Annotated in this window: 23 protein-coding genes, 3 pseudogenes and 1 riboswitch; of the genes and pseudogenes, 5 read left to right on the top strand and 21 right to left on the bottom strand. The window is 42.0% G+C overall.

Annotated elements, in window-relative coordinates; all coding sequences use genetic code 11:
- The 7 genes and pseudogenes from GGR02_RS17295 to GGR02_RS09515 form a co-directional block, all read right to left on the bottom strand.
- Positions 1–200: pseudogene (locus GGR02_RS17295) on the bottom strand (RNA-guided endonuclease TnpB family protein); the annotation flags it as partial.
- The gene (locus GGR02_RS09495; protein WP_183184560.1) at positions 181–804 is read right to left on the bottom strand and encodes an IS607 family transposase; all 624 of its coding nucleotides are present in this window, start codon (positions 802–804) and stop codon (positions 181–183) included. The pseudogene GGR02_RS17295 and the gene GGR02_RS09495, both read right to left, overlap by 20 nt.
- A 291-nt stretch (positions 805–1,095) precedes the next feature.
- Positions 1,096–3,501: an EAL domain-containing protein gene (locus GGR02_RS09500; RefSeq protein WP_183184493.1), complete on the bottom strand. Its 2,406-nt coding sequence runs from the start codon at positions 3,499–3,501 to the stop codon at positions 1,096–1,098.
- A 55-nt stretch (positions 3,502–3,556) separates the two neighbouring features.
- Entirely contained in the window at positions 3,557–3,691 is a 135-nt protein-coding gene (locus tag GGR02_RS17540; RefSeq protein ID WP_260175050.1) for a hypothetical protein, read from the bottom strand.
- Positions 3,692–3,907: 216 nt separating this feature from the next.
- Positions 3,908–4,036, bottom strand: a pseudogene (locus GGR02_RS17545) (YvrJ family protein); the annotation flags it as partial.
- A 52-nt stretch (positions 4,037–4,088) separates the two neighbouring features.
- Positions 4,089–4,307 carry a DUF2922 domain-containing protein gene (locus GGR02_RS09510; RefSeq protein WP_183184495.1) on the bottom strand — a complete coding sequence of 73 codons (219 nt, stop codon included), beginning with the start codon at positions 4,305–4,307 and terminating at the stop codon, positions 4,089–4,091.
- A gap of 18 nt (positions 4,308–4,325) precedes the next feature.
- Positions 4,326–4,544, bottom strand: a complete 219-nt coding sequence (locus tag GGR02_RS09515) for a DUF1659 domain-containing protein (RefSeq protein ID WP_183184496.1) — start codon at positions 4,542–4,544, stop codon at positions 4,326–4,328.
- Between the two features lie 189 nt (positions 4,545–4,733).
- On the opposite strand from GGR02_RS09515, the gene GGR02_RS09520 reads away from it, so the two are divergent.
- Positions 4,734–5,369: a nitroreductase family protein gene (locus tag GGR02_RS09520; protein WP_183184497.1), complete on the top strand. Its 636-nt coding sequence runs from the start codon at positions 4,734–4,736 to the stop codon at positions 5,367–5,369.
- A gap of 14 nt (positions 5,370–5,383) precedes the next feature.
- Here GGR02_RS09520 and GGR02_RS09525 read toward each other — a convergent pair whose 3' ends face one another.
- Positions 5,384–6,655 (bottom strand): ATP-binding protein, encoded by a 1,272-nt coding sequence (locus tag GGR02_RS09525; RefSeq protein WP_183184498.1) that lies wholly within the window; start codon positions 6,653–6,655, stop codon positions 5,384–5,386.
- 86 nt (positions 6,656–6,741) lie between these two features.
- A complete protein-coding gene (locus GGR02_RS09530; protein ID WP_183184499.1) occupies positions 6,742–6,987 on the bottom strand; it encodes a YueH family protein in 246 nt (81 codons plus the stop codon).
- A gap of 170 nt (positions 6,988–7,157) precedes the next feature.
- Here GGR02_RS09530 and GGR02_RS09535 point away from each other — a divergent pair, with 170 nt between their 5' ends.
- Positions 7,158–7,295 carry a hypothetical protein gene (locus GGR02_RS09535; RefSeq protein ID WP_183184500.1) on the top strand — a complete coding sequence of 46 codons (138 nt, stop codon included), beginning with the start codon at positions 7,158–7,160 and terminating at the stop codon, positions 7,293–7,295.
- A gap of 32 nt (positions 7,296–7,327) precedes the next feature.
- On the opposite strand, the gene GGR02_RS09540 is transcribed toward GGR02_RS09535, so the two are convergent.
- The gene (locus GGR02_RS09540) at positions 7,328–7,705 is read right to left on the bottom strand and encodes a hypothetical protein (RefSeq protein ID WP_183184501.1); all 378 of its coding nucleotides are present in this window, start codon (positions 7,703–7,705) and stop codon (positions 7,328–7,330) included.
- A 163-nt stretch (positions 7,706–7,868) separates the two neighbouring features.
- Between GGR02_RS09540 and GGR02_RS09545 the strand changes: the two genes are divergently transcribed.
- Positions 7,869–8,063, top strand: a complete 195-nt coding sequence (locus GGR02_RS09545; RefSeq protein WP_183184502.1) for a hypothetical protein — start codon at positions 7,869–7,871, stop codon at positions 8,061–8,063.
- On the opposite strand, the gene GGR02_RS09550 is transcribed toward GGR02_RS09545, so the two are convergent.
- Positions 8,060–8,542, bottom strand: a complete 483-nt coding sequence (locus GGR02_RS09550; RefSeq protein WP_183184503.1) for a sigma-70 family RNA polymerase sigma factor — start codon at positions 8,540–8,542, stop codon at positions 8,060–8,062. The two genes, GGR02_RS09545 and GGR02_RS09550, sit on opposite strands and share 4 nt — an antisense overlap.
- A 301-nt stretch (positions 8,543–8,843) precedes the next feature.
- Between GGR02_RS09550 and GGR02_RS09555 the strand changes: the two genes are divergently transcribed.
- Positions 8,844–9,020, top strand: a complete 177-nt coding sequence (locus tag GGR02_RS09555; protein ID WP_084256221.1) for a YkvS family protein — start codon at positions 8,844–8,846, stop codon at positions 9,018–9,020.
- 27 nt (positions 9,021–9,047) lie between these two features.
- Here GGR02_RS09555 and GGR02_RS09560 read toward each other — a convergent pair whose 3' ends face one another.
- The 10 genes and pseudogenes from GGR02_RS09560 to GGR02_RS09605 form a co-directional block, all read right to left on the bottom strand.
- Positions 9,048–9,707: an oxidoreductase gene (locus GGR02_RS09560; protein ID WP_183184504.1), complete on the bottom strand. Its 660-nt coding sequence runs from the start codon at positions 9,705–9,707 to the stop codon at positions 9,048–9,050.
- 116 nt (positions 9,708–9,823) lie between these two features.
- Positions 9,824–10,153, bottom strand: a pseudogene (queF, locus tag GGR02_RS09565) (preQ(1) synthase); the annotation flags it as partial.
- Positions 10,113–10,250: a hypothetical protein gene (locus GGR02_RS09570; RefSeq protein WP_183184567.1), complete on the bottom strand. Its 138-nt coding sequence runs from the start codon at positions 10,248–10,250 to the stop codon at positions 10,113–10,115. The gene GGR02_RS09570 and the pseudogene queF, both read right to left, overlap by 41 nt.
- 252 nt (positions 10,251–10,502) lie before the next feature.
- A complete protein-coding gene (locus tag GGR02_RS09575; protein WP_373286623.1) occupies positions 10,503–10,676 on the bottom strand; it encodes a tunnelling fold family protein in 174 nt (57 codons plus the stop codon).
- A gap of 21 nt (positions 10,677–10,697) precedes the next feature.
- Positions 10,698–11,426 carry a 7-carboxy-7-deazaguanine synthase QueE gene (gene queE, locus GGR02_RS09580; protein ID WP_183184505.1) on the bottom strand — a complete coding sequence of 243 codons (729 nt, stop codon included), beginning with the start codon at positions 11,424–11,426 and terminating at the stop codon, positions 10,698–10,700.
- Entirely contained in the window at positions 11,426–11,863 is a 438-nt protein-coding gene (gene queD / locus GGR02_RS09585; protein ID WP_183184506.1) for a 6-carboxytetrahydropterin synthase QueD, read from the bottom strand. Before queD ends, queE begins: the two co-directional genes overlap by 1 nt.
- The gene (queC, locus tag GGR02_RS09590) at positions 11,863–12,525 is read right to left on the bottom strand and encodes a 7-cyano-7-deazaguanine synthase QueC (protein ID WP_183184507.1); all 663 of its coding nucleotides are present in this window, start codon (positions 12,523–12,525) and stop codon (positions 11,863–11,865) included. The genes queD and queC overlap by 1 nt, the downstream gene beginning before the upstream one ends.
- A gap of 77 nt (positions 12,526–12,602) precedes the next feature.
- A riboswitch (PreQ1 riboswitch) is annotated at positions 12,603–12,647 on the bottom strand.
- Between the two features lie 44 nt (positions 12,648–12,691).
- On the bottom strand, positions 12,692–13,813 hold the full coding sequence (locus tag GGR02_RS09595; RefSeq protein ID WP_183184508.1) for a GerAB/ArcD/ProY family transporter: 1,122 nt from the start codon (positions 13,811–13,813) through the stop codon (positions 12,692–12,694).
- An 18-nt stretch (positions 13,814–13,831) separates the two neighbouring features.
- Positions 13,832–14,908: a Ger(x)C family spore germination protein gene (locus GGR02_RS09600; RefSeq protein WP_183184509.1), complete on the bottom strand. Its 1,077-nt coding sequence runs from the start codon at positions 14,906–14,908 to the stop codon at positions 13,832–13,834.
- Between the two features lie 13 nt (positions 14,909–14,921).
- Positions 14,922–16,433, bottom strand: a complete 1,512-nt coding sequence (locus tag GGR02_RS09605; protein WP_183184510.1) for a spore germination protein — start codon at positions 16,431–16,433, stop codon at positions 14,922–14,924.
- A 136-nt stretch (positions 16,434–16,569) separates the two neighbouring features.
- Between GGR02_RS09605 and GGR02_RS09610 the strand changes: the two genes are divergently transcribed.
- On the top strand, positions 16,570–18,180 hold the full coding sequence (locus GGR02_RS09610; protein WP_183184511.1) for a methyl-accepting chemotaxis protein: 1,611 nt from the start codon (positions 16,570–16,572) through the stop codon (positions 18,178–18,180).
- The last annotated feature ends 21 nt before the right edge of the window (positions 18,181–18,201 follow it).

An 18,201-nucleotide genomic window follows, 5' to 3' on the forward strand; every position in this document is an offset into this window, starting at 1 on the left:
TCTGCGTCCATTCCTTTCGTTTTGAGCAGTTTGTCTAGCTTGTTGTAAGAAAGGTATGTGCCATGTTGAAAAAAAGTTTGCCTGACTTGATAGTTTGCAAAGTTGTACAAATTCTTTGATTGGAAGCAATATTCGTCTAACATGTGATAATAAGGATGAGTAGGACAAATGATATGCCTTTCAACACGATTCCCTTCCATCTTCGCCATTCACCTCCTTTTCTTCTAATATCTTTTTTATTTTTTGTCCTTTTCTTTTAGAGTATAATCTCATCGAATAACAATGCAATAAACGAACGATTTCTTCAAATATCTCCTCGCTATCTAATTTTTCAGACCCTACTTCACTCATAACGATGATCTCACAATTGTACTTTTTAAACAAATGAGAAAATAATTCAAACCCTACTCTGCTTAATCTGTCTTTATAAGTAATGACAACCCTTTCTACTTTTCCTGCAATGACATCGTCAAGTAATTTGAAAAAGTCTTTTCTCTTTTCAAAACTGATGCCACTTGCTACATCTGAAAATACTTTTGACACAGAATACCCATTTGCAAAACAAAATTGTTTTAGCATCTGAATTTGATTTTCTAAATCAGCTTTCTGTTTTGGTGTAGAAACTCTCGCATATATATAAGTTTTTCTTTCTACCCCTTTGTTGAACAACTTATACACACTATCTTTATCATAATCATATCTACCATTAGGTAGAATATTTACTTTGATTCCCCCTTCTTTAACGTATTTTGTTAAAGTAGGTCTTGATAGTTGAAGCAATTCTAATACTTCTTTTGCTTTTATTGGAATTACCACCTTTCGCAATATGATGATAACATATTGCCAGATTAAAAATAACTATTTTTATAAAAATTTTTAATTATTTTTATTTATTTGGTTAATTTTATTATCCATATACGTATAGATTGTGCAAAAGTTTCAAAAAAAAGAGGCGCGATTTGCACCTCTTTATTTAAAGGTAAGAAAGTATAAAATTTCACGATTAGGTGGAGCGCTGTCTAGCTCCAAGCGCCATTTCCCTCCTCGGTGGGGCTTGTGCGATCTTCGCCGATCGGCGGGCGCTTTGCGCTTTTCTTATTTGCTCCATCGCGCAATCAGCGATTGGACATGTTCTAATACAACTGGCAATTGTTCAAATGGCACCGGACGGCTAAAGTAATATCCTTGCATTTCTTCGCAGCCTTTTTCTAAAAGAAAACGAACTTGTTCTTCGGTTTCCACCCCTTCTGCCGTGACAAATAAATGCAGTTGATGGGAAAGCGAAATAATCGCACGGACAATTTCTTCCCCTTTTTGATTGTCGCTAATATTGCGAATGAATGACCGGTCAATTTTTACTGCATCAATCGGAAAGCGGTTCAAATAATTCAGCGACGAATAGCTAACGCCAAAATCGTCGATGGCAATTGTAATGCCCCGTTGCTTTAACTTTTGTAAAATAGGCACTACTTCTGCCGGCTCTTTCATAATCGCTGTTTCCGTAATTTCAAACACAAAAAACGACGGGCTTGTTTTCTCTGTAGCAAAAATATGCGACACGATATTTTCGAGCTGTTTGTCTAAAAATTGCCTTGCAGATAAATTGACCGCCATTTTTATATCGTAAAAACCTGCTTGCTGCAATTTTTTTAAATCGCGGCACGCTTGCCTCAACACCCAGCGCCCGATATCATGAATCATATTTGTTTCTTCGGCAATCGGAATAAACTCCGCCGGGCTAATCATTCCAAGCTGCGGGTGGTTCCAGCGGACAAGCGCTTCAAGGCTAATTGTCCCTAACGACATATTTACTTTCGGTTGATAATGAAGCGACAGTTCTTCTTTTTCAAGCGCGATTTGCAAATCGTTTTCTAAGCGGATTTTTTTTACAAAAATATCTTGCATATGCGCCTCGTATTCGGCGATGCGACTTGTCCCGTTCATTTTCGAATAATACACAGCCTTATCAGCATTGCTCAATAACGTCTCCACAGACAAATTCGCATCATAGGCATAACTTATTCCAATATTTGTCGTAATATTTAGCTTTTCTCCAGCGATAAAATACGGTTCTTGTAACAGTCGGTCTAATTTTTCAAGCAATTTTTTCAGTTCTTGTTCGTGTTCATAAATATAGGCAACAACAAACTCATCATCGCTCACCCGCGCTAACAACGTCTGCTCCGATTGAACCACTTTTAGTCGTTTTGCCACTTGGCGTAACAGTTCATCACCGTTCGCATGACCGAGGAAGTCGTTAATAAATTTAAACCGGTGAATATCGATAAGCAGCACGGCTAATCCAGTATGATTTAACAACAACTCATTCAGCTTCTCACGTAAATATTGGCGGTTGTAAAGCCCTGTCAGTACATCGTACTGCGCCATATATTCCATTTCTTTTTCGATGCTTTTTTGCTCAGAAACGTCGCGAATGACGAGAAATTTCGCTTCATGATTGTAATATGGAATCGCCATTTCACGTACATTTACTTCTTTTCGGCTCCCATCGAGCGCTATTAGCGTCCGTTCTTGCTGGTCGTTTTGTGGCAAAAAGAAATGTAACGGTTTTCCTTCTACTTCATATAGTTGTTTCGCTTTGACCATACGAAGCCCAGCTGAGTTCATATACATGATGGTGTCATCGACTTGAATAACGACCATATCCGGCAAAAATTCGACCACTTTCCGATATAGTTCTTCGCTTTGCCGGAGCCGCTCTTTCACTTTTACAAAATCAGTAAAATCTCTTAACATCGCCAGCCCGGCGACGACGCATCCGTTTTTGTCAAACACCGGCATGACGTTGGCGGAAACATATACTTTTGTACCATTTTGATGGGTTAATGTCATTCGAACCGCCGTTAAACTTTCCCCTTGCCCAAGCCGCATTAAACTTTGTTCAAACTTCGACTTGTATTCCGGGAACGCACGCAAAATATTTTGCGAAAGCATCTCCTCTTTTTTCCATCCGAGCAAGCGCTCCAATTCGTTATTAATGCGTAAAATTTGCCCTGTCAAATCAAACATCGCCAACGCGTCATGTGAGTAGGCAAATAATAAATGGAATAGCTGATGAATTTCCGTAAACTGCTCTTCACGCTTAATCGACTCTGTAATATCTCTTGTAAACGAGAGAACGTACACGACATCGCCATGTTGGTCAAAAATCGGAAGCAGCGTCGATTCGCCGATTCGATATTCATCCGCTACGTTCATTTGGTCACGATACGTTACAACCGATTTTGTTTCGGCAACTTTACGATATTGGGAGTTTAAATGATTCGCAATTTTTTCAGGATAAATATCGTCAATGCATTTCCCGATATCTTCTGCTGTTAAACTTGCTAAATGGAGCGCTTTTGGACTGACGTGGATGTAACGAAACCGTGTCCCTTTTTCCACTTTCATTAAAAATACGATATCAAACAATTGTTCCATTACATCAAATAACAGCTGTTCATCCGCTAATAGTTTTTGTACAAACTGATTTTTCCTCATTCGACTCATTCCTTTATGTTTCTCTCGTTGCACTTGTTTCTATCAGGCGTGTTGATTAACCAATAAAAACCAGTTGACATCGCTCTATTTCTAGCTTTTCTGCCTTAGTCGGCAAGCGAACCGCTTGCCGACTGGGCATGCGCACAGCATGCCCTCCTCGAACAATGAACACTTTGCGGGCAAATCTCATTTGCCCGCCGGCGTTCTTGTTCGAGGGAAGAGGCAGAAAAGCTTGTGTTCAGTTATATGATTCTGTGTTTTTTTAGTAAAATAATGGATAATCAACACCCGTGTGTTTCTATTATATATTTCGGCAAGCGTACAAAAATTTTAATAATCCCCAACAAAAAAACCTTATCCCTCCAATGGAAGGATAAGGATATTTTACTTGTTTTAACTGTTCAAATAACTGTTGCGGTAGATGTTGAATCGAATCAATTACTCCATCTAGCTTTGCTTCAATGCGATACAATAAATAAAATGTGACGACAATCGGAAACCCGACGTCAGAAATAAACGAAAGGTATGTTTCCATCGTAATCGCCTCGCTTTTATAGCTAAAGGGCCAGCAAAACTGGCCCCCTTTCCTATGGTAATGCAACGTCTGTCACGTCGTGCTGCAACAGCCGCGCCCCTTGCTTGCCGACTAAATCTCCACCGCTTGATGTGAAAATGTTAGCAGCAATAATAGTATCCATTACGGCAGATACTTGTTGGGCGTTAACTGGCTCAACTGGATGGTCAATAATGATCCGGACCGCTTTCCCTTGTTGGTTCAAAAATTGTAGTTCTAGCGTTTTCTCCATGTCCTGCGTCCTCCTTTATCAGTTTGTAATGAAATGCATATCGCTTCGTTCAATTTGCGCAAGCGGGTAGGCTTGCAATGAAGCAAGTGCTTGGGAAACCGCAAGCAGCTGCTCTGGTGTTGCCGTTACTTTAATGTTATTGAAGCTTTTGCGGCGGTACATTGGCTTCCCTGTTTCGTCTGTGCCTACTTCAAAAACGAGCCGCAATTGCGATTGCTGAATGAGTGATTGCGCCATCTCGTTCACCTCCTTTCGCCTATACTATCGAAGCAAAAGGAGAAAAAGGATAGGACAGTGTAAAAAATTTTCCTAAAACCTTCTGGAGTAAATTATTTGACAACCGGTGATAGTAACTTTACAATAAAGACAATTAACTTACAAAAAGTTAGTTACTTAAATAAAAATACTAAATAGGAGGTAGTAACTATGACAACTTCAACAATAACGGCAAAAGATTTTTTAACGGTAGTAAACGAACGACAATCGATTCGCAAATACAATCCAGACGTTACAATTAGCAAAGAGGAATTGACAGAAATCATTGAAATTGCTGGAAAAGCACCTTCTGCGTGGAATTTACAACATTGGCACTTTTTCGTCATCCATGGAAAAGAAGCGCAGCAACGGCTTCTCCCAATTGCATACAACCAGCAGCAAATTGTGGATGCTTCTGCTGTCATTGCCGTTTTAGGGGATTTAGAAGCAAATCGAAACACCGACGCAGTATATGACCCACTTGTGCAAATGGGCGCAATGACAAAAGAAGTGAAAGAAACATTAGCGCAACAAATCGAAACAGCATATAAAAACAAACAATACGCTCGCGACGCCGCGTTCAGCAACGCCTCCCTTGCAGCGATGCAACTTATGCTCGCCGCAACTGCGAAAGGATGGAACACATGCCCGATTGGCGGCTTCGATGCGGAAAAATTTGCGGCCGAATTCGAAGTGCCGAGCCGTTATATCCCTGTCATGCTCATCACGATTGGGAAAAGTAGTGCACCAGCTCATCGTTCTACTCGACTCCCGGTTGAAGCAACGACGACATGGGTTGTGGAATAAGAAAAAGAGGCGGCCTACTTTCGGCTCGCCTCTTTATATATCGGCAACGATACGTGCACTACCGTTCCCTTTCCGACTTCGCTATCAATGTTTATCGTTCCTTTATGTTCATGAATAATTTTTGTACTTGTTGTTAACCCAAGTCCCATTCCTTTTTCTTTTAACGTAAAAAACGGTTCGCCAATTTTTTCTAAGCGTTCTTTTGAAATGCCAATGCCTGTATCCGCGATGGTGATATGCGCATTCTCCTCTTCTAACCAAATTCGCACATTTAACTTTCCGCCTTTTGGCATCGCTTCAATCGCATTTTTCATAATGTTAATAAACACTTGTATCAACTGGTTTTTCTCCCCGAAAATAACTACTTTCGGTTCTCGATTATCGATGGAAACGTCGACACTATTCAATAACGCTTCATGGCTAATTAAATGAACGACATAATCAATCGCTTCACAAAGAAGAAACGGTTTGTAGCAATGGCTTTGCGGTTTAGCAAGCACGAGCAGCTCGCTGACAATTTGATTAATTCGCTCCAATTCTTCTAAAACAATATCGATATACGCTTCTTTCACTTCGCGCGTTTCTTTCATCATTTGCATAAACCCTTTAATGGACGTAAGCGGATTGCGAATTTCGTGGGCAATGCCCGCTGCCAATTCCCCAAGAACGGATAGCTTTTCTTTTTTCAATAGCAATTCTTCAGCCACTTTTTGTTGCGTAATATCCCGACCGATCGTTAACAATCCTTTTCGCTCGCCGTTCTCGTCAAAGAGCGGTACTTTAATCACGTCAAACGTTTTCATTTCCCCGCTTGGCACCATAAACGATTCTTGCGCGCGCGTCATCGCCCCTTTTTTCCATGCTTCTTCATCGGTTTTGACGCAATAAGCAAACGCTTCTTTGAAAAATGGGACAATCTCCCCTAGATCTAGATCAGTTTTTCCATAATAATCCACATCTTCAAGGTGGTACAATTTCCGTCCAAAATCGTTCACGCGCAGCCAGCGACCTTCACTATCTTTAAAACAAACGAAATCCGGCATAGAGTTAATAAGCGTAGACAGCTGTTGCTCATCTTCTACTGTTTTTTTCAACTGTTCGCTTTTTTCCATCATCCGGTAAAGGAAAAACGCTGACAATAGTACAAACAATCCACCTTTCGCAATGCTAACGATCACTTGCGCAGGATAATCGAAATGAAACATTTGCAAGATAACATCTGTCGCTACAATCCAGCAGACGCTAAATAAAAGATACAAAACAACCGTTTTTTGTTTTTTGAGCACCTTTCCATCGAACTCCTAACATTCATTCAATAACTCAAAAGCGGCGAAGCGTGCAAGCTCCACCGCTTAATTTTGCGGCATACGTATTACATTTCATGAACCCAATATAGCAACTTGTCTACAAACGCCGTTGCCTGTTCGTACGTCATCGTTTTTTGCAGCGACGTTAACAGCTTCGTTCGCAACATATTTGTTTCGTCTTCATAACGAATAAAACAGGACCATTCGAAATCCGGAACAGCAACGACTATATACTCTTCTTTTTTATTTTCGTAAATATAGACGTTTGTTACCGTCCGTTCATCCAATACGTTTGCTTTCCGTATTTTCACCGTCACACCTCTTCAACTACTATAAGAATGTAGCTTTATTTTATCAAAATTTTACAGACTGTTCAAATAGAAATTTTATCCCATTAATAAAATAAAGAATATTCAAAAAAATTATTGACGAATTGTGACAAAAATGTGACAATAGAAAAAAGGAAAAGGAAGTGATAAAAATGAGAATTGGAAAAATTTTTAAAAACGCGATTACATCTTATGTAACGGTGCTCGTCGTTCTCGTATTGCTTCCGGTCTTTCTCGTCACCAATGACATTAGTGTGCTTCAAGGAATTATCGAATCAATGAATAAATAAGACCTGTGGCTTTGTAGCCGCAGGTCTCGTTTTTAGCGATTTTGATAATACCCATACGGAAATGGCGGCATTCCGTAGTAGCCTGGGCCGTATGGAGCCATCTGTCCTGTAGGCATTTGCATCGGCGCACTTGGCATTGGATAAGGATACCCCATCGCTCCTGGCATCATTGGCATTCCTGCACTTGGAGACATCATGCCTGGGACACCCATTTCTCCCATCGGATACATCCCGTCCCACATCGACAGCGAATGACAACCGCACGGAGAACTATGGGAATGCATTGTCGGCATTTGCGCCGTTGGCATCATAGGCAATGCTGGCGCATTGTTGTCATGGTGGCGCATCATCTCGTCAACATCATACCCCTCGTCATACGGTTGGTTCATATATGGATTCCATTGATTCATCTTTCTCTCCCTTTCCTTTCGTTGTTAAGTATGTGTGATACATACCCACCATATTGTATGAATAAACAAGCAAAGGGTGTTTGCCCGCGCGGAAAATGGGTGTTTATCCTAGATGGCAAATTCGCTACAATACAGGTAAAGTCATCGTTTGGAGGTGAGCAAGATGAATGAATCCATCGCAGCTAAACTGTTAGACGATTTACGTGATGGAAACATTGCTGAGCTGTTCGTGAAAAAAGAGGATTTTCTCGTATTTCGTTCGGTGCTTGTGAAGCGAGATGATTTTAAACATTTTCGCGGCATCGCCCAGCGCGGTGGGCACGTTATTTATCATTATTTAAAAGAACCGCGCAGCTAGTTCCCTCCGAGGCGTTCGGAGGGGATATTCCTTAGCTTTTTTAACGCCGAAATGCGCCACTGTTTTACCGTTCCAATCGGAACACCTTCTTCTTCGGCAATTGTTTTTAGCGATTTCTGTTCGATGACATAGCCGATTACCCACTTCCGTTGTCGTTCGGTTAGTTCATTGAGTATATCTTCTACCACCATCCAATCCTCATTCGGCAACATTGCTGGAAGCATATGCATCATCTCATCTGTTAGCGCACATTCTTTTGTCCGTAATTGTTTTCGTAAATGCGATAGCATCGCCCAGTACATTTTTTTATACGCGAACGAAGAAAAACTCCCCTTTTCCGGCTGAAATTGCTGCGAAGCTTCCCATAACGCGATTAGACCAATTTGGTAATACTCATCCCATTCATTCGTTACATGTAGCTTTTTCATTATACTTACAATCATCGGTTTGTACGCTTCCACTACTTGTTCAAACGTCACGTTTAAACCCTTTCTGAAAGCGCGCTTTCGTGTATTCCGCGGTATTATTACAATAAAAAATCTTTTATGTTTCGTCGAATGCACGAATAGGGGAAACGAACGATTAGCCGCGGAAAAAATAAGCAATACGAGCAGGAAAAACAACGGATTTTCTGCACCATTTCGCATATAAATTGGCGATTTTCTATCATTTTTCGCTGCGTTTGTATCCGCTTTTTTTATAAACATAGGAAAAAAGAGGCTTTACTTTCACAAGAAAATGAGGCAAACTATAACAAATACGATGTAAAGGAGAGTAAGAATGGAAAAAGCAGAAGTAGGCAACATTATTGAGTTTAAAAACGGATTGCGTGGTGTTGTGGAGAAAGTGAATGAAAACTCCGTCATCGTAGATTTAACATATATGGAAAACTACAAGGAGTTAGATTTGCAAGAACGAACCGTCGTTAATCATAAAAATTACAAAATCATTAAGTAAAAAACCGGCCGCAGCTGCGGTCGGTTTTTATGCAAGTGTTTCGACTTCGTCTGACTCATAAATATAAATGCCTTTTCGGCATGCGGTCGCCGCATGAACCATGGCACGTGCGACTTGTTTTGCTTCAATCGGCTTATACTTTCGCCATTTACCGATAAATAAAAACGGCAGGCGCCCGAGCACTAATTCCGCCGTTTTTTCCGCAAGGCGAAATTCTTCTCGCTTGCCAAGCAATAGCGACGGGCGGAAAATGTGAAGCGATGGGATGGCTAATCGCTGCAGCGCTTCTTCCGTTTCTCCTTTGACGCGGTTATAGAAAAAAGGAGAATGCGGATCAGCCCCGATAGCAGAAACCGTTAAAAAGGTTTGCACATGGCATTTTTCTGCGAGCGTCGCTGCCCGCATCGTATATTCGTAATCCACTTGAATAAATTTTTGCTTTGTTTTCGCCTTTTTCATCGTCGTGCCGAGGCAGCTGAACACATCATCGACATAAAAATATCGTTCGTATAATTCTAATTGGTTAAAATCGATAACGACTTGTTCTAGCTTCTCGTGCTCGATTGGCAATCTGCGCCGTACAAAAACGGTGACTCGTTCGTACACGTCCGATTGCAAAAGCAAGGCGAGCAATTCACGCCCGATGAGTCCACTTGCTCCGATTAATAGAGCCGTCCTGTCTTCCAAGACTACTACCCCCAAATAAAAAAATCAATTGTCATTATATATAAGTTTCCGCAAAAAAACTACTACTTTTTTTGAACTTTTTTTTGAAAAAAATCTCCCTGCCAAGGCAGGGAGATTTAGCGATTATCTACTTTTTCTGGGTATAAGTCGTGGTTCATAAGCCGATATTCTGCCATTTTTTCGTATTTTGTTCCTGGACGACCCCAGTTGCAATACGGGTCAATCGAAATGCCGCCACGCGGAGTAAATTTCCCCCACACTTCAATATAGCGCGGCTCCATCACGCGAATTAAATCGTTCATAATAATATTGACGCAATCCTCATGAAAATCTCCGTGGTTGCGAAAGCTAAATAAATAAAGCTTTAATGACTTACTTTCCACACATTTTTTATCCGGGATGTAACTAATGTAAATAGTCGCGAAATCCGGTTGCCCAGTTTTTGGCATCTACTTTAGAAAGTAGGTGGACTATATCATATTCTTGCTCAACTGCGATATCGAGCAAGAACCCTTGCGCTTCCACCATGAGGTTTAACCTCATAGTGTACTCTACTCTCTTCCCTCATCACTACTCTAACTCGCTTCATGATGAAGTGATTTCGATAGTCTCTGCACCTTCCCTAAAAAATGAAACGCTTCATTTTTCAGGGCTTGGCTCAGGGTTGGAGAAATAGGGCTCTAATAAATAAAAAAGCTTTTTTTCTTCGTTGATTCTAAATGAATATTTTCTACCCTATTCTCTTTCCCTGAATTCACAAGGTTTAGCCGACAGTGTTACCACTGAAGTGTGCCCTTATTGACACAAGCTTGTAAACTCTGGGCAATTGAATTTTACAAAATAATCGCGATCGGGATGTTTGTTGTCAAATACTTCTAGCACCTCTGGGCTGTATTCGAACAAATATTTCGTTCCTTGGTTGCCAAGGAGCGTGACGCCTTGCAATTCTTCTTCTTTTCTTCCTGTCATCGTTTTTTCTCCTTTCGTTATTTATACTCCCCGCTTATTTCCCCATAAAAGGGTATGCAGCTGTGGCAAGACACGGACATCGTTCATGTCGGGCGAATGCACGACTTTTTCGACGAGCCACTCCAGCTTATGAAGCAGTTTCGCACGCAACGTTACGTCATCTGCTTCCCCCACTTCTTCATTGCCGACTTGCAAATAAAACGGAAGCATCGGGTAACGTTTATGCACATACGCCGCATATGCAAAATCAGCATCATCAAACACGACAACTTTTAAACTAACGTTTTCTTTTCTTCCTGCTTTCACAAGCTTTTCGAGGATGTCATCAAGCACGGAAAAGTCCGTCTCCATCCCTGAACTTGGCGGCTTCGGTGAAATCGTTAAATCGTCAATCGCATAAAACCAGTTTTGCCAACAGCTTCCTTGCGTTTCTAGCGCGACGCGAATATTTCTTTCTTTTAACAGCTCAATCAGCGTATCGAGCCCTTTCAATAGCGCTGGATTGCCACCGGAAATCGTCACATGACTAAAACGATTTCCACCTAACGAAACGAGTTCGTCCCAAATAGCTTCCGCTGTCATTTGCTTTATTTCCGCTTTCGCTGACCCATCCCATGTAAACGCGGAATCGCACCAGCGGCAACGGTAGTCGCAGCCAGCCGTGCGGACGAACATCGTCTTTTGTCCGATGACCATTCCCTCTCCTTGAATCGTTGGCCCGAAAATTTCAAGCACCGGAATTTTCGTCATTAGCGATTCCCTGCTTTCGGCCGGTAGACAACATAGCTTGTCGGGGACTCTCGCACAAATACTTGAACGCATGTTGGACGGTTTGGCATCGTATCAAGATGTTCTTGCACGATTTCGGCAATTTTACGTGCGACTACTTCAGTCGTCGGAAAATCTTCGGCACGCGTATTGCTAAATAAGTCTGTATGGTCATTGATTAACGTATGGTCGAGTTTGCCGTGCACGATTTTTTTTAGCTGTTGGAAATTAATTAAAAAGCCAGATTCATCGAGTTCATCGCCCGCCACCGTAATGTTGACAAAATACGTATGTCCGTGCATGTTTGCACATTTTCCTGCCGCTTCGTGCGGAATAAAATGTGCTGCCGCAATTTGCATATCTTTATTTAACTCATAGCGAAAATTATGAAATACTTGTGGATAAATTTGCTGGAGCATCAGTTTTTCACTCCTTCCTTTTTCTCTAAATATTGCTCAAGACCCCGCTTACGCAGCTTACACGCCGGACATTCCCCGCATCCGTCCGCAATAATGCCGTTATAGCACGTTAACGTCTTCGACCGGACGAAATCAAGTGCTCCGAGTTCATCAGCCAACTCCCATGTTTCTGCTTTATTCAGCCACATCAGCGGCGTATGAATAACGAATTGGTAATCCATCGCTAAATTTAGCGTAACGTTTAACGACTTAATGAAAATATCGCGGCAATCCGGATAGCCGCTAAAATCCGTTTCACATACACCTGTGACGAGATGGCGCGCCCCTTTTTGCTTTGCAAGCACTGCTGCAAACGACAAAAACAGCAAATTCCGCCCATCGACAAACGTAGACGGCAATTCGCCTTCTTTTTGCTCAATCGCAATGTCGCTTCTCGTCAACGCGTTTGGCGCCAACTGGTTCAATAGCGACATATCGAGCACCGTGTGCGGAACACCAAGCTCGTTCGCAATCGATGCCGCTACTTCAATCTCGAGCCGATGACGTTGATTGTAGTCAAATGTCACTGCTTCTACTTCCCGAAACTGCTTCAGCGCCCAAAATAAACACGTCGTGCTATCTTGGCCGCCGCTAAACACAACAACTGCTTTTTCTTGTTTCATCTGTCTCGCGCTCCTTTCTTTTTTGTAAGAAGAAAGAGCATTCTAAAACAAAAAGCCATACCCTCCTAAGGATATAGCTTTCCCTAGTTTTTTATAGAGGGTTGTTCTAGAACCTCTCCCGCCCAAATCGTGCGGAGTTCTTCTATAAAGTTTTTTTCCTCCCATACTATATCATACTTCTTTCGTTCATACTAGCCTTCCCTTTCAAACGTTTCGTGAACAAAGCAAGTAAATAAAGAAACGGAATGTAGCCGATGACAAGATAAAATCCAATCGTGGAAACAAATTTCCCTAATTGGTCAATTTCTTCCCGCGTATTAAAAAAGAGCGAAGCGACAAAAATAGTGATTAACACAACAGGTAAGGAGAGTCGCTGTTTTAGCGAAACCATTTGTTTTAAGCCGCGCGTTGCCGACCAAATGGCTAAGCAAATAATTGGAAATACGACGAGTACATAAATCGAAATAATAATATACTCCATCCGTTCAATAAACGGAATTTCTGGGATTTTCCCTAGCGTTAACGTCGGCCAAATGACATGCTTCACCTGTTCTTCATTATAAAAAACGGTCGAAATAAAAATCACTACTAAATAAATGAACATCGTAAATCCGTTCGCCAACTGCGCCCATCGATGCGACTGTTGTCCGTCTTTAATAAACGCATAATACATAAGCAATAATTCAAACCCAAGATATTCAACCGTCACTTCTTTTGCACCTTTTAATATATCGAGCATCGAATGATCAAGTATCGGGAAAAAGTTGCGATAATGCGCATATTCCAATGGAAAAAAAAGCATCGGAAAAATCGTTAATAGCGGAATGACTACTCCCCATAAACATAATCCGACAACCGAGCGAAAGCCCCCCAAAACGGTGTAATACGTAAGCAACAATAAAATAAGGCTAAATTGCCACGTTCCCATGAGCGGAAACATCCATACTTGCACAACCTCAATATATAAACGCAACACAATGAGCGCCAGCAAAAGAAAATAACATACAAACCCAATATTCAATACATTCCCGAGCCATTTTCCAAAATATTGAATATTTAACTGAATGACATCTTCGCTCGTTCCTGACAGCTGAAACGTTTGATACATCATCCAAATCAATATATGTGCCACAATCCCAGCGACAATGATGCTTATCCAGCCGTCGTGCCCCACTTTCTCATTCAGTCGTCGCTGGAAACTAAGCACCCCAATACCAATTTGCGCCCCATGAACTGTAAAAAAGACAAAAAACGGCGAAATGAAAAAACGCTCCCGGTTCAACGTCATCTTCCCCTCCATTTCTAGCTATTCCCCGATGCCTGTTTGCACAATATCTACTTTGACATGCGGACGGATCGTCAGCTTTTTATATTGTTTATAAAACGATTTTTCGTTCCAGTGCCTTGTATAGCTGCGAACAAAATCGCCAATGCCGAGTGGATCAATCTCTTTTGTTTGAAACTGACGAATCAATTTGGAAATATCTTTGTTCAACTGCTTTTCCATCTGGTGGCGAATAAGTGCGAACGATTCTTTATTCGGCAAATCAAGCCAAATCGGGTAATCACGAATGGATGCGCGAATATGAATGCGAATATCAATCACTGGCTTCTTTCCTTTTTTCAATGAATATTTCGACGTCGCATACAAATTCTCCAACAATACTCTCCCTTTTTGCTTTTCCTTTGAAATTGGCAGTTGGTAAACGCCGTTTTTCGTTTCATCGAGCAACATTTTTACTAAAAACGATTGCCGCAAATCAATGCGTCCGACGTAATGGCCATCTTTAAATAATGCAAGCCCTTCTAGCTTGACGAAATTTCCCTTCTTTTCGAAATAAGGCAAAAATGGGTCTCGTCCTTTCCCAAAGTAGTTGTATAAAAAAATGTGTAAATTTGTGTTTGGCAAATTCATTTCGCGAATATTTTGTTCCACGAGATTGGATAAATACAACGTATCACTTAACGTCGTTTTTGCGGTAATACGCAACAGTTCTTCCGCATCCCCTTTTGCCACCGCCAGCTGTAAATGGCTGCCGACTTTATTGTTTCGCGCTAGACTGTGCACAATTTCCGTAATTCCTTTTTTCGCAAACGCTTTGCCAAACAAAACAAGTCGCATTTGCCCTTCTTCAATTGGCAGCGCCGACTTCGATGATAAACGCGGAATTAGATCATATGTCGTCGATGATTCAGTCGTTAAAATGTCTGGTTTGGTCATCGGTCCTTGCTTAAACGTCGGATAAATCGCCGTACCAGTGTACGTCCCATTTTTCCAATCGTATCCCATCGCGTGAATAATTTGCACTTGGTCGACGATGCGAGAACTTTTGCAACCGACTAATACGAATATCAAGAGAAGTAGATAAAGAGCTCGTTTCATACGTTTTCCCTTCTTACTCGTCAATATCTTTTTTCTTCTTTGCTTTGTTTGGGTCGTACCGCCAAAACGTCTGCGGGCGCAAATAGCTTGGCCGTTTGGCGGTAAATGGGTACGACGAGCGGATAAAACTGTCTGCAAAATCTTTGACGCGGAGCGGATACAATGGCACTAAATACGGGTTCCCAAACGATTTCAGCCTTCCTAGATGAATGAGCAATAAGCAAATCGCAAACGCAATGCCAACCCCGCCCCAAAACGAAGCAAACAAAATAATCGGAAACCGGATAAACCGAATCGTATTTGACATTTTAAAAATAGGTGTCGTAAACGACGCAAGGGCAGCGAGCGACACAATAATAAGCAAAATATTGCTCGTTAACGCCGCTTCGACCGATGCTTGTCCAATCACGATCCCGCCGACAATTCCGAGCGTTTGCGCGACTTTTGTCGGCAAACGTGCCCCCGCCTCGCGCAACAGCTCAATCGTAATCTCTAAAAATAATACTTCCAGTGTCGGGGGGAAAGGCACGTTCGAGCGCGAAAAAATAATCGGTCCAAGCAAATCTTTCGGAATCATCTCATAATGGTACGTTAACACAGCAACATAAACGGGCGACGCTAAAATTGAAAACATGACGCCAAACATGCGAATGAGTCGAAAAAACGAACCGAGCACCCATGGCAAATAATAGTCTTCTGGCGATGTAAAAAAATCAAACAATGTCGATGGTCCAGTAATCACATACGGTGAACCGTCCGCTAAAATAGCGACCTGTCCCCCCACTAACGCATAAACGACGCGATCCACCCGCTCGGTCGATACAAACGATGGAAACGGCGACGACGAGTTGTCAGACAATAATTGGTCGATGATCGATGTATCAAACACAATATCAAACTCAATCTCATTCACCCGTTGGATAACTGTTTCTAACGTTTGTTCATCGATAATTCCGTCGATATAGGCGATCACTACTTTCGTTTTTGACATCGTGCCAATTGTTAGTTCGCGAAACACTAAATTTGGGGTATTAATTTGTCGGCGCAGTAAATGCAAATTTGTTCCGATGTTTTCGACAAAGCCAACTTTCGGACCGACGACGCTAAACTCATTTTCTGAATCGTTATTTTGCCGAAGCCCTAAATTTTCATTTGCTAAATTAATTAATGCCCAACTGCGCTCGTCGTTTTTAAAGCGAATGAGTGCAAATCCTTTTAATAGCTTTGTTTCTATTGTTTGAACATCCGAAGTGATTTCAATTCGTTGAACGGGGATGATTTGTTGAAGGTCGCGCACGGAAAAAGTAGTATAGTTGGACACATCCCGCTGCAGATGGCAAAGCACTTGTTGCTGCAACAGTTTTGGATCAACGAGCGAATCAAAGTACGCGATCGAAAAATCGTGTCCATTTATGTCAAATTCCAACGTAGCAAAATCGCTCGACTGTTTCAATTTTTGCAATAGCTGTGCTAGCGTTTTCGGGTTGTTCGGCTTTCTTTTAAAAAAAAACGAGAAAATGGACATAGAAAATCCCCTCAACTAGTCGTTCTTTTTCCTTATTGTTCCGCTTATTGTTTGTTTTATGCATTGAATACATTTTTTACGTTGATGAATCTGAATTTTCAGTATATATTGAAAGAAAGAATAGGGGGGATATATGATGGACCGGTTGCTTAAAAAACGACGCGCCCAACAAGCGCTCAAAAAAGTCACCGATGTCGCCGCAAAGCTACAACAAAAGCTAGACCGAACAAAACCGCTTGCCGAACAAATAGAATCGGTTCGCTCGTTTTTAGACGAACAGCTAGAGCGGGATGAATATTTTGTCATTGTCGATGAAACGGGATACGCTGTTGTTCATACAAATCGCCTGCGAGAAGGGCGGACGTTCTCCGATGACACCGGACAAAAAGCAGCCAAAACGACCGTTCCTTTGCTGCAAGCGTATAAACGCGATACAGGGGAGTTATTAATTGACGCAAGCTGTCCGCTTTATACAGACACGACAGGAAAGCGCTTTAATTTACGGATGGGACGGCTAATGCATCGCCCGTATTTGCAGCTTCACTTTAGCTTGTTAGCGCTTGTCCCTGCTTCGATTAGTTTTGGGATGGCGATGCTTTTTGCTCTTCCTTCTTTCGTTACCTTTTTGCTGACAGTGGGCATTAGTTTAGGGATGGGGGGCTTTTTTTACAAAGCGGTTGTTCGTGACATGCGCCATTGGTATAGTGTCACCCGAACCGTATCGTCAGGCAATCTTCGCGCAGAAGTGCACACCGCCAAAAAGCGAACAGAATTTCACCAAATCGGCTATGAACTAAATAAAATGATTGTTGGCGTGCGCACCATTTTAGAGGAATTAGCAAAAGCGACAGCAACCGTACAGCAAGTAAGTGAAAATCAACAAGGAGAAACGAAACGATTGTCGGAAGCGTTTGCGGAAATTGCCGCTGCGATGGAGACGTTTCGCGAAGGTGCCAAACAGCAGACGGCTTCCGTCGCAGAAGCGAACGAGCTTGTCGCCGGAATGATGACCGAAGTACAAGACATGCAAACAGATTTTGAACGCGTCGTCAGCCAAGCGCAAGGGGCGATGAAATCAGCAAATGAAGGGGCGCGACTAATCGATCGGACGAAACAACAGATGCAACATATGCAGCATGACTTGAACGAAACGGTAAATCTTATTCATACCGTTTCCGAAGAAGCGAACCGAACCGTCGAAATGGTATCAGCCATTACCGCCATTGCCAAACAAACAAACTTATTGGCATTAAACGCATCGATTGAAGCGTCACGCGCCGGTGAGGCAGGAAAAGGGTTTGCCATTGTCGCCCAAGAAGTAAGAGTGCTCGCGGAAAATACGAATGCGTTTGCCGCGCATATTTTATCGTCGCTTAAAACGATGCGCAACATGTTACAGCGTGTCGTCGAAGCAGTGGAACAAAACGGACAGGCGGCAAATGAAACGATGACATCATTATTACAGACAAACGAAACGATGGCTTCCTTCCAACGGATGTCTGTAGAAATGAATGAGTTGTTGCATCGGAGTCGAACGCATGTAATGAAAATTACGACTAACGGAAACGAACTGAAGCAGGCGATTGAAGAAGTGCATGCGATTGCGAACGATTTTACAAGCATGGTGCACGAAACGACCGCCGGACTAGAGCAACAAACCATGGCTATCCATGAATTAGCCAATGAAGCTGCTTTACTTTCGCAATCCATTCAAAAATTGCAACAAATTACAAGCCGCTTCCACTAATTAGCGAAGGCATTTGTCGAT

The organism is Anoxybacteroides voinovskiense (assembly GCF_014196205.1).
GTDB lineage: Bacteria > Bacillota > Bacilli > Bacillales > Anoxybacillaceae > Anoxybacteroides > Anoxybacteroides voinovskiense.

What these genes read in the sequence shown, in the direction of transcription:
- GGR02_RS09535 (WP_183184500.1), top strand. Translation starts at nt 7,158, where the DNA reads ATGAGAATTGGAAAAATTTTTAAAAACGCGATTACATCTTATGTAACG.
- GGR02_RS09515 (WP_183184496.1), bottom strand. Translation starts at nt 4,544, where the DNA reads ATGGCGCAATCACTCATTCAGCAATCGCAATTGCGGCTCGTTTTTGAA.
- GGR02_RS09600 (WP_183184509.1), bottom strand. Translation starts at nt 14,908, where the DNA reads ATGAAACGAGCTCTTTATCTACTTCTCTTGATATTCGTATTAGTCGGT.
- queD (WP_183184506.1), bottom strand. Translation starts at nt 11,863, where the DNA reads ATGCTCCAGCAAATTTATCCACAAGTATTTCATAATTTTCGCTATGAG.
- GGR02_RS09500 (WP_183184493.1), bottom strand. Translation starts at nt 3,501, where the DNA reads ATGAGGAAAAATCAGTTTGTACAAAAACTATTAGCGGATGAACAGCTG.
- GGR02_RS09540 (WP_183184501.1), bottom strand. Translation starts at nt 7,705, where the DNA reads ATGAATCAATGGAATCCATATATGAACCAACCGTATGACGAGGGGTAT.
- GGR02_RS17540 (WP_260175050.1), bottom strand. Translation starts at nt 3,691, where the DNA reads ATGAGATTTGCCCGCAAAGTGTTCATTGTTCGAGGAGGGCATGCTGTG.
- GGR02_RS09510 (WP_183184495.1), bottom strand. Translation starts at nt 4,307, where the DNA reads ATGGAGAAAACGCTAGAACTACAATTTTTGAACCAACAAGGGAAAGCG.
- GGR02_RS09575 (WP_373286623.1), bottom strand. Translation starts at nt 10,676, where the DNA reads ATGACAGGAAGAAAAGAAGAAGAATTGCAAGGCGTCACGCTCCTTGGC.
- GGR02_RS09520 (WP_183184497.1), top strand. Translation starts at nt 4,734, where the DNA reads ATGACAACTTCAACAATAACGGCAAAAGATTTTTTAACGGTAGTAAAC.
- GGR02_RS09610 (WP_183184511.1), top strand. Translation starts at nt 16,570, where the DNA reads ATGGACCGGTTGCTTAAAAAACGACGCGCCCAACAAGCGCTCAAAAAA.
- queE (WP_183184505.1), bottom strand. Translation starts at nt 11,426, where the DNA reads ATGACGAAAATTCCGGTGCTTGAAATTTTCGGGCCAACGATTCAAGGA.
- queC (WP_183184507.1), bottom strand. Translation starts at nt 12,525, where the DNA reads ATGAAACAAGAAAAAGCAGTTGTTGTGTTTAGCGGCGGCCAAGATAGC.
- GGR02_RS09570 (WP_183184567.1), bottom strand. Translation starts at nt 10,250, where the DNA reads ATGAGGTTAAACCTCATGGTGGAAGCGCAAGGGTTCTTGCTCGATATC.
- GGR02_RS09545 (WP_183184502.1), top strand. Translation starts at nt 7,869, where the DNA reads ATGAATGAATCCATCGCAGCTAAACTGTTAGACGATTTACGTGATGGA.
- GGR02_RS09605 (WP_183184510.1), bottom strand. Translation starts at nt 16,433, where the DNA reads ATGTCCATTTTCTCGTTTTTTTTTAAAAGAAAGCCGAACAACCCGAAA.
- GGR02_RS09555 (WP_084256221.1), top strand. Translation starts at nt 8,844, where the DNA reads ATGGAAAAAGCAGAAGTAGGCAACATTATTGAGTTTAAAAACGGATTG.
- GGR02_RS09595 (WP_183184508.1), bottom strand. Translation starts at nt 13,813, where the DNA reads ATGACGTTGAACCGGGAGCGTTTTTTCATTTCGCCGTTTTTTGTCTTT.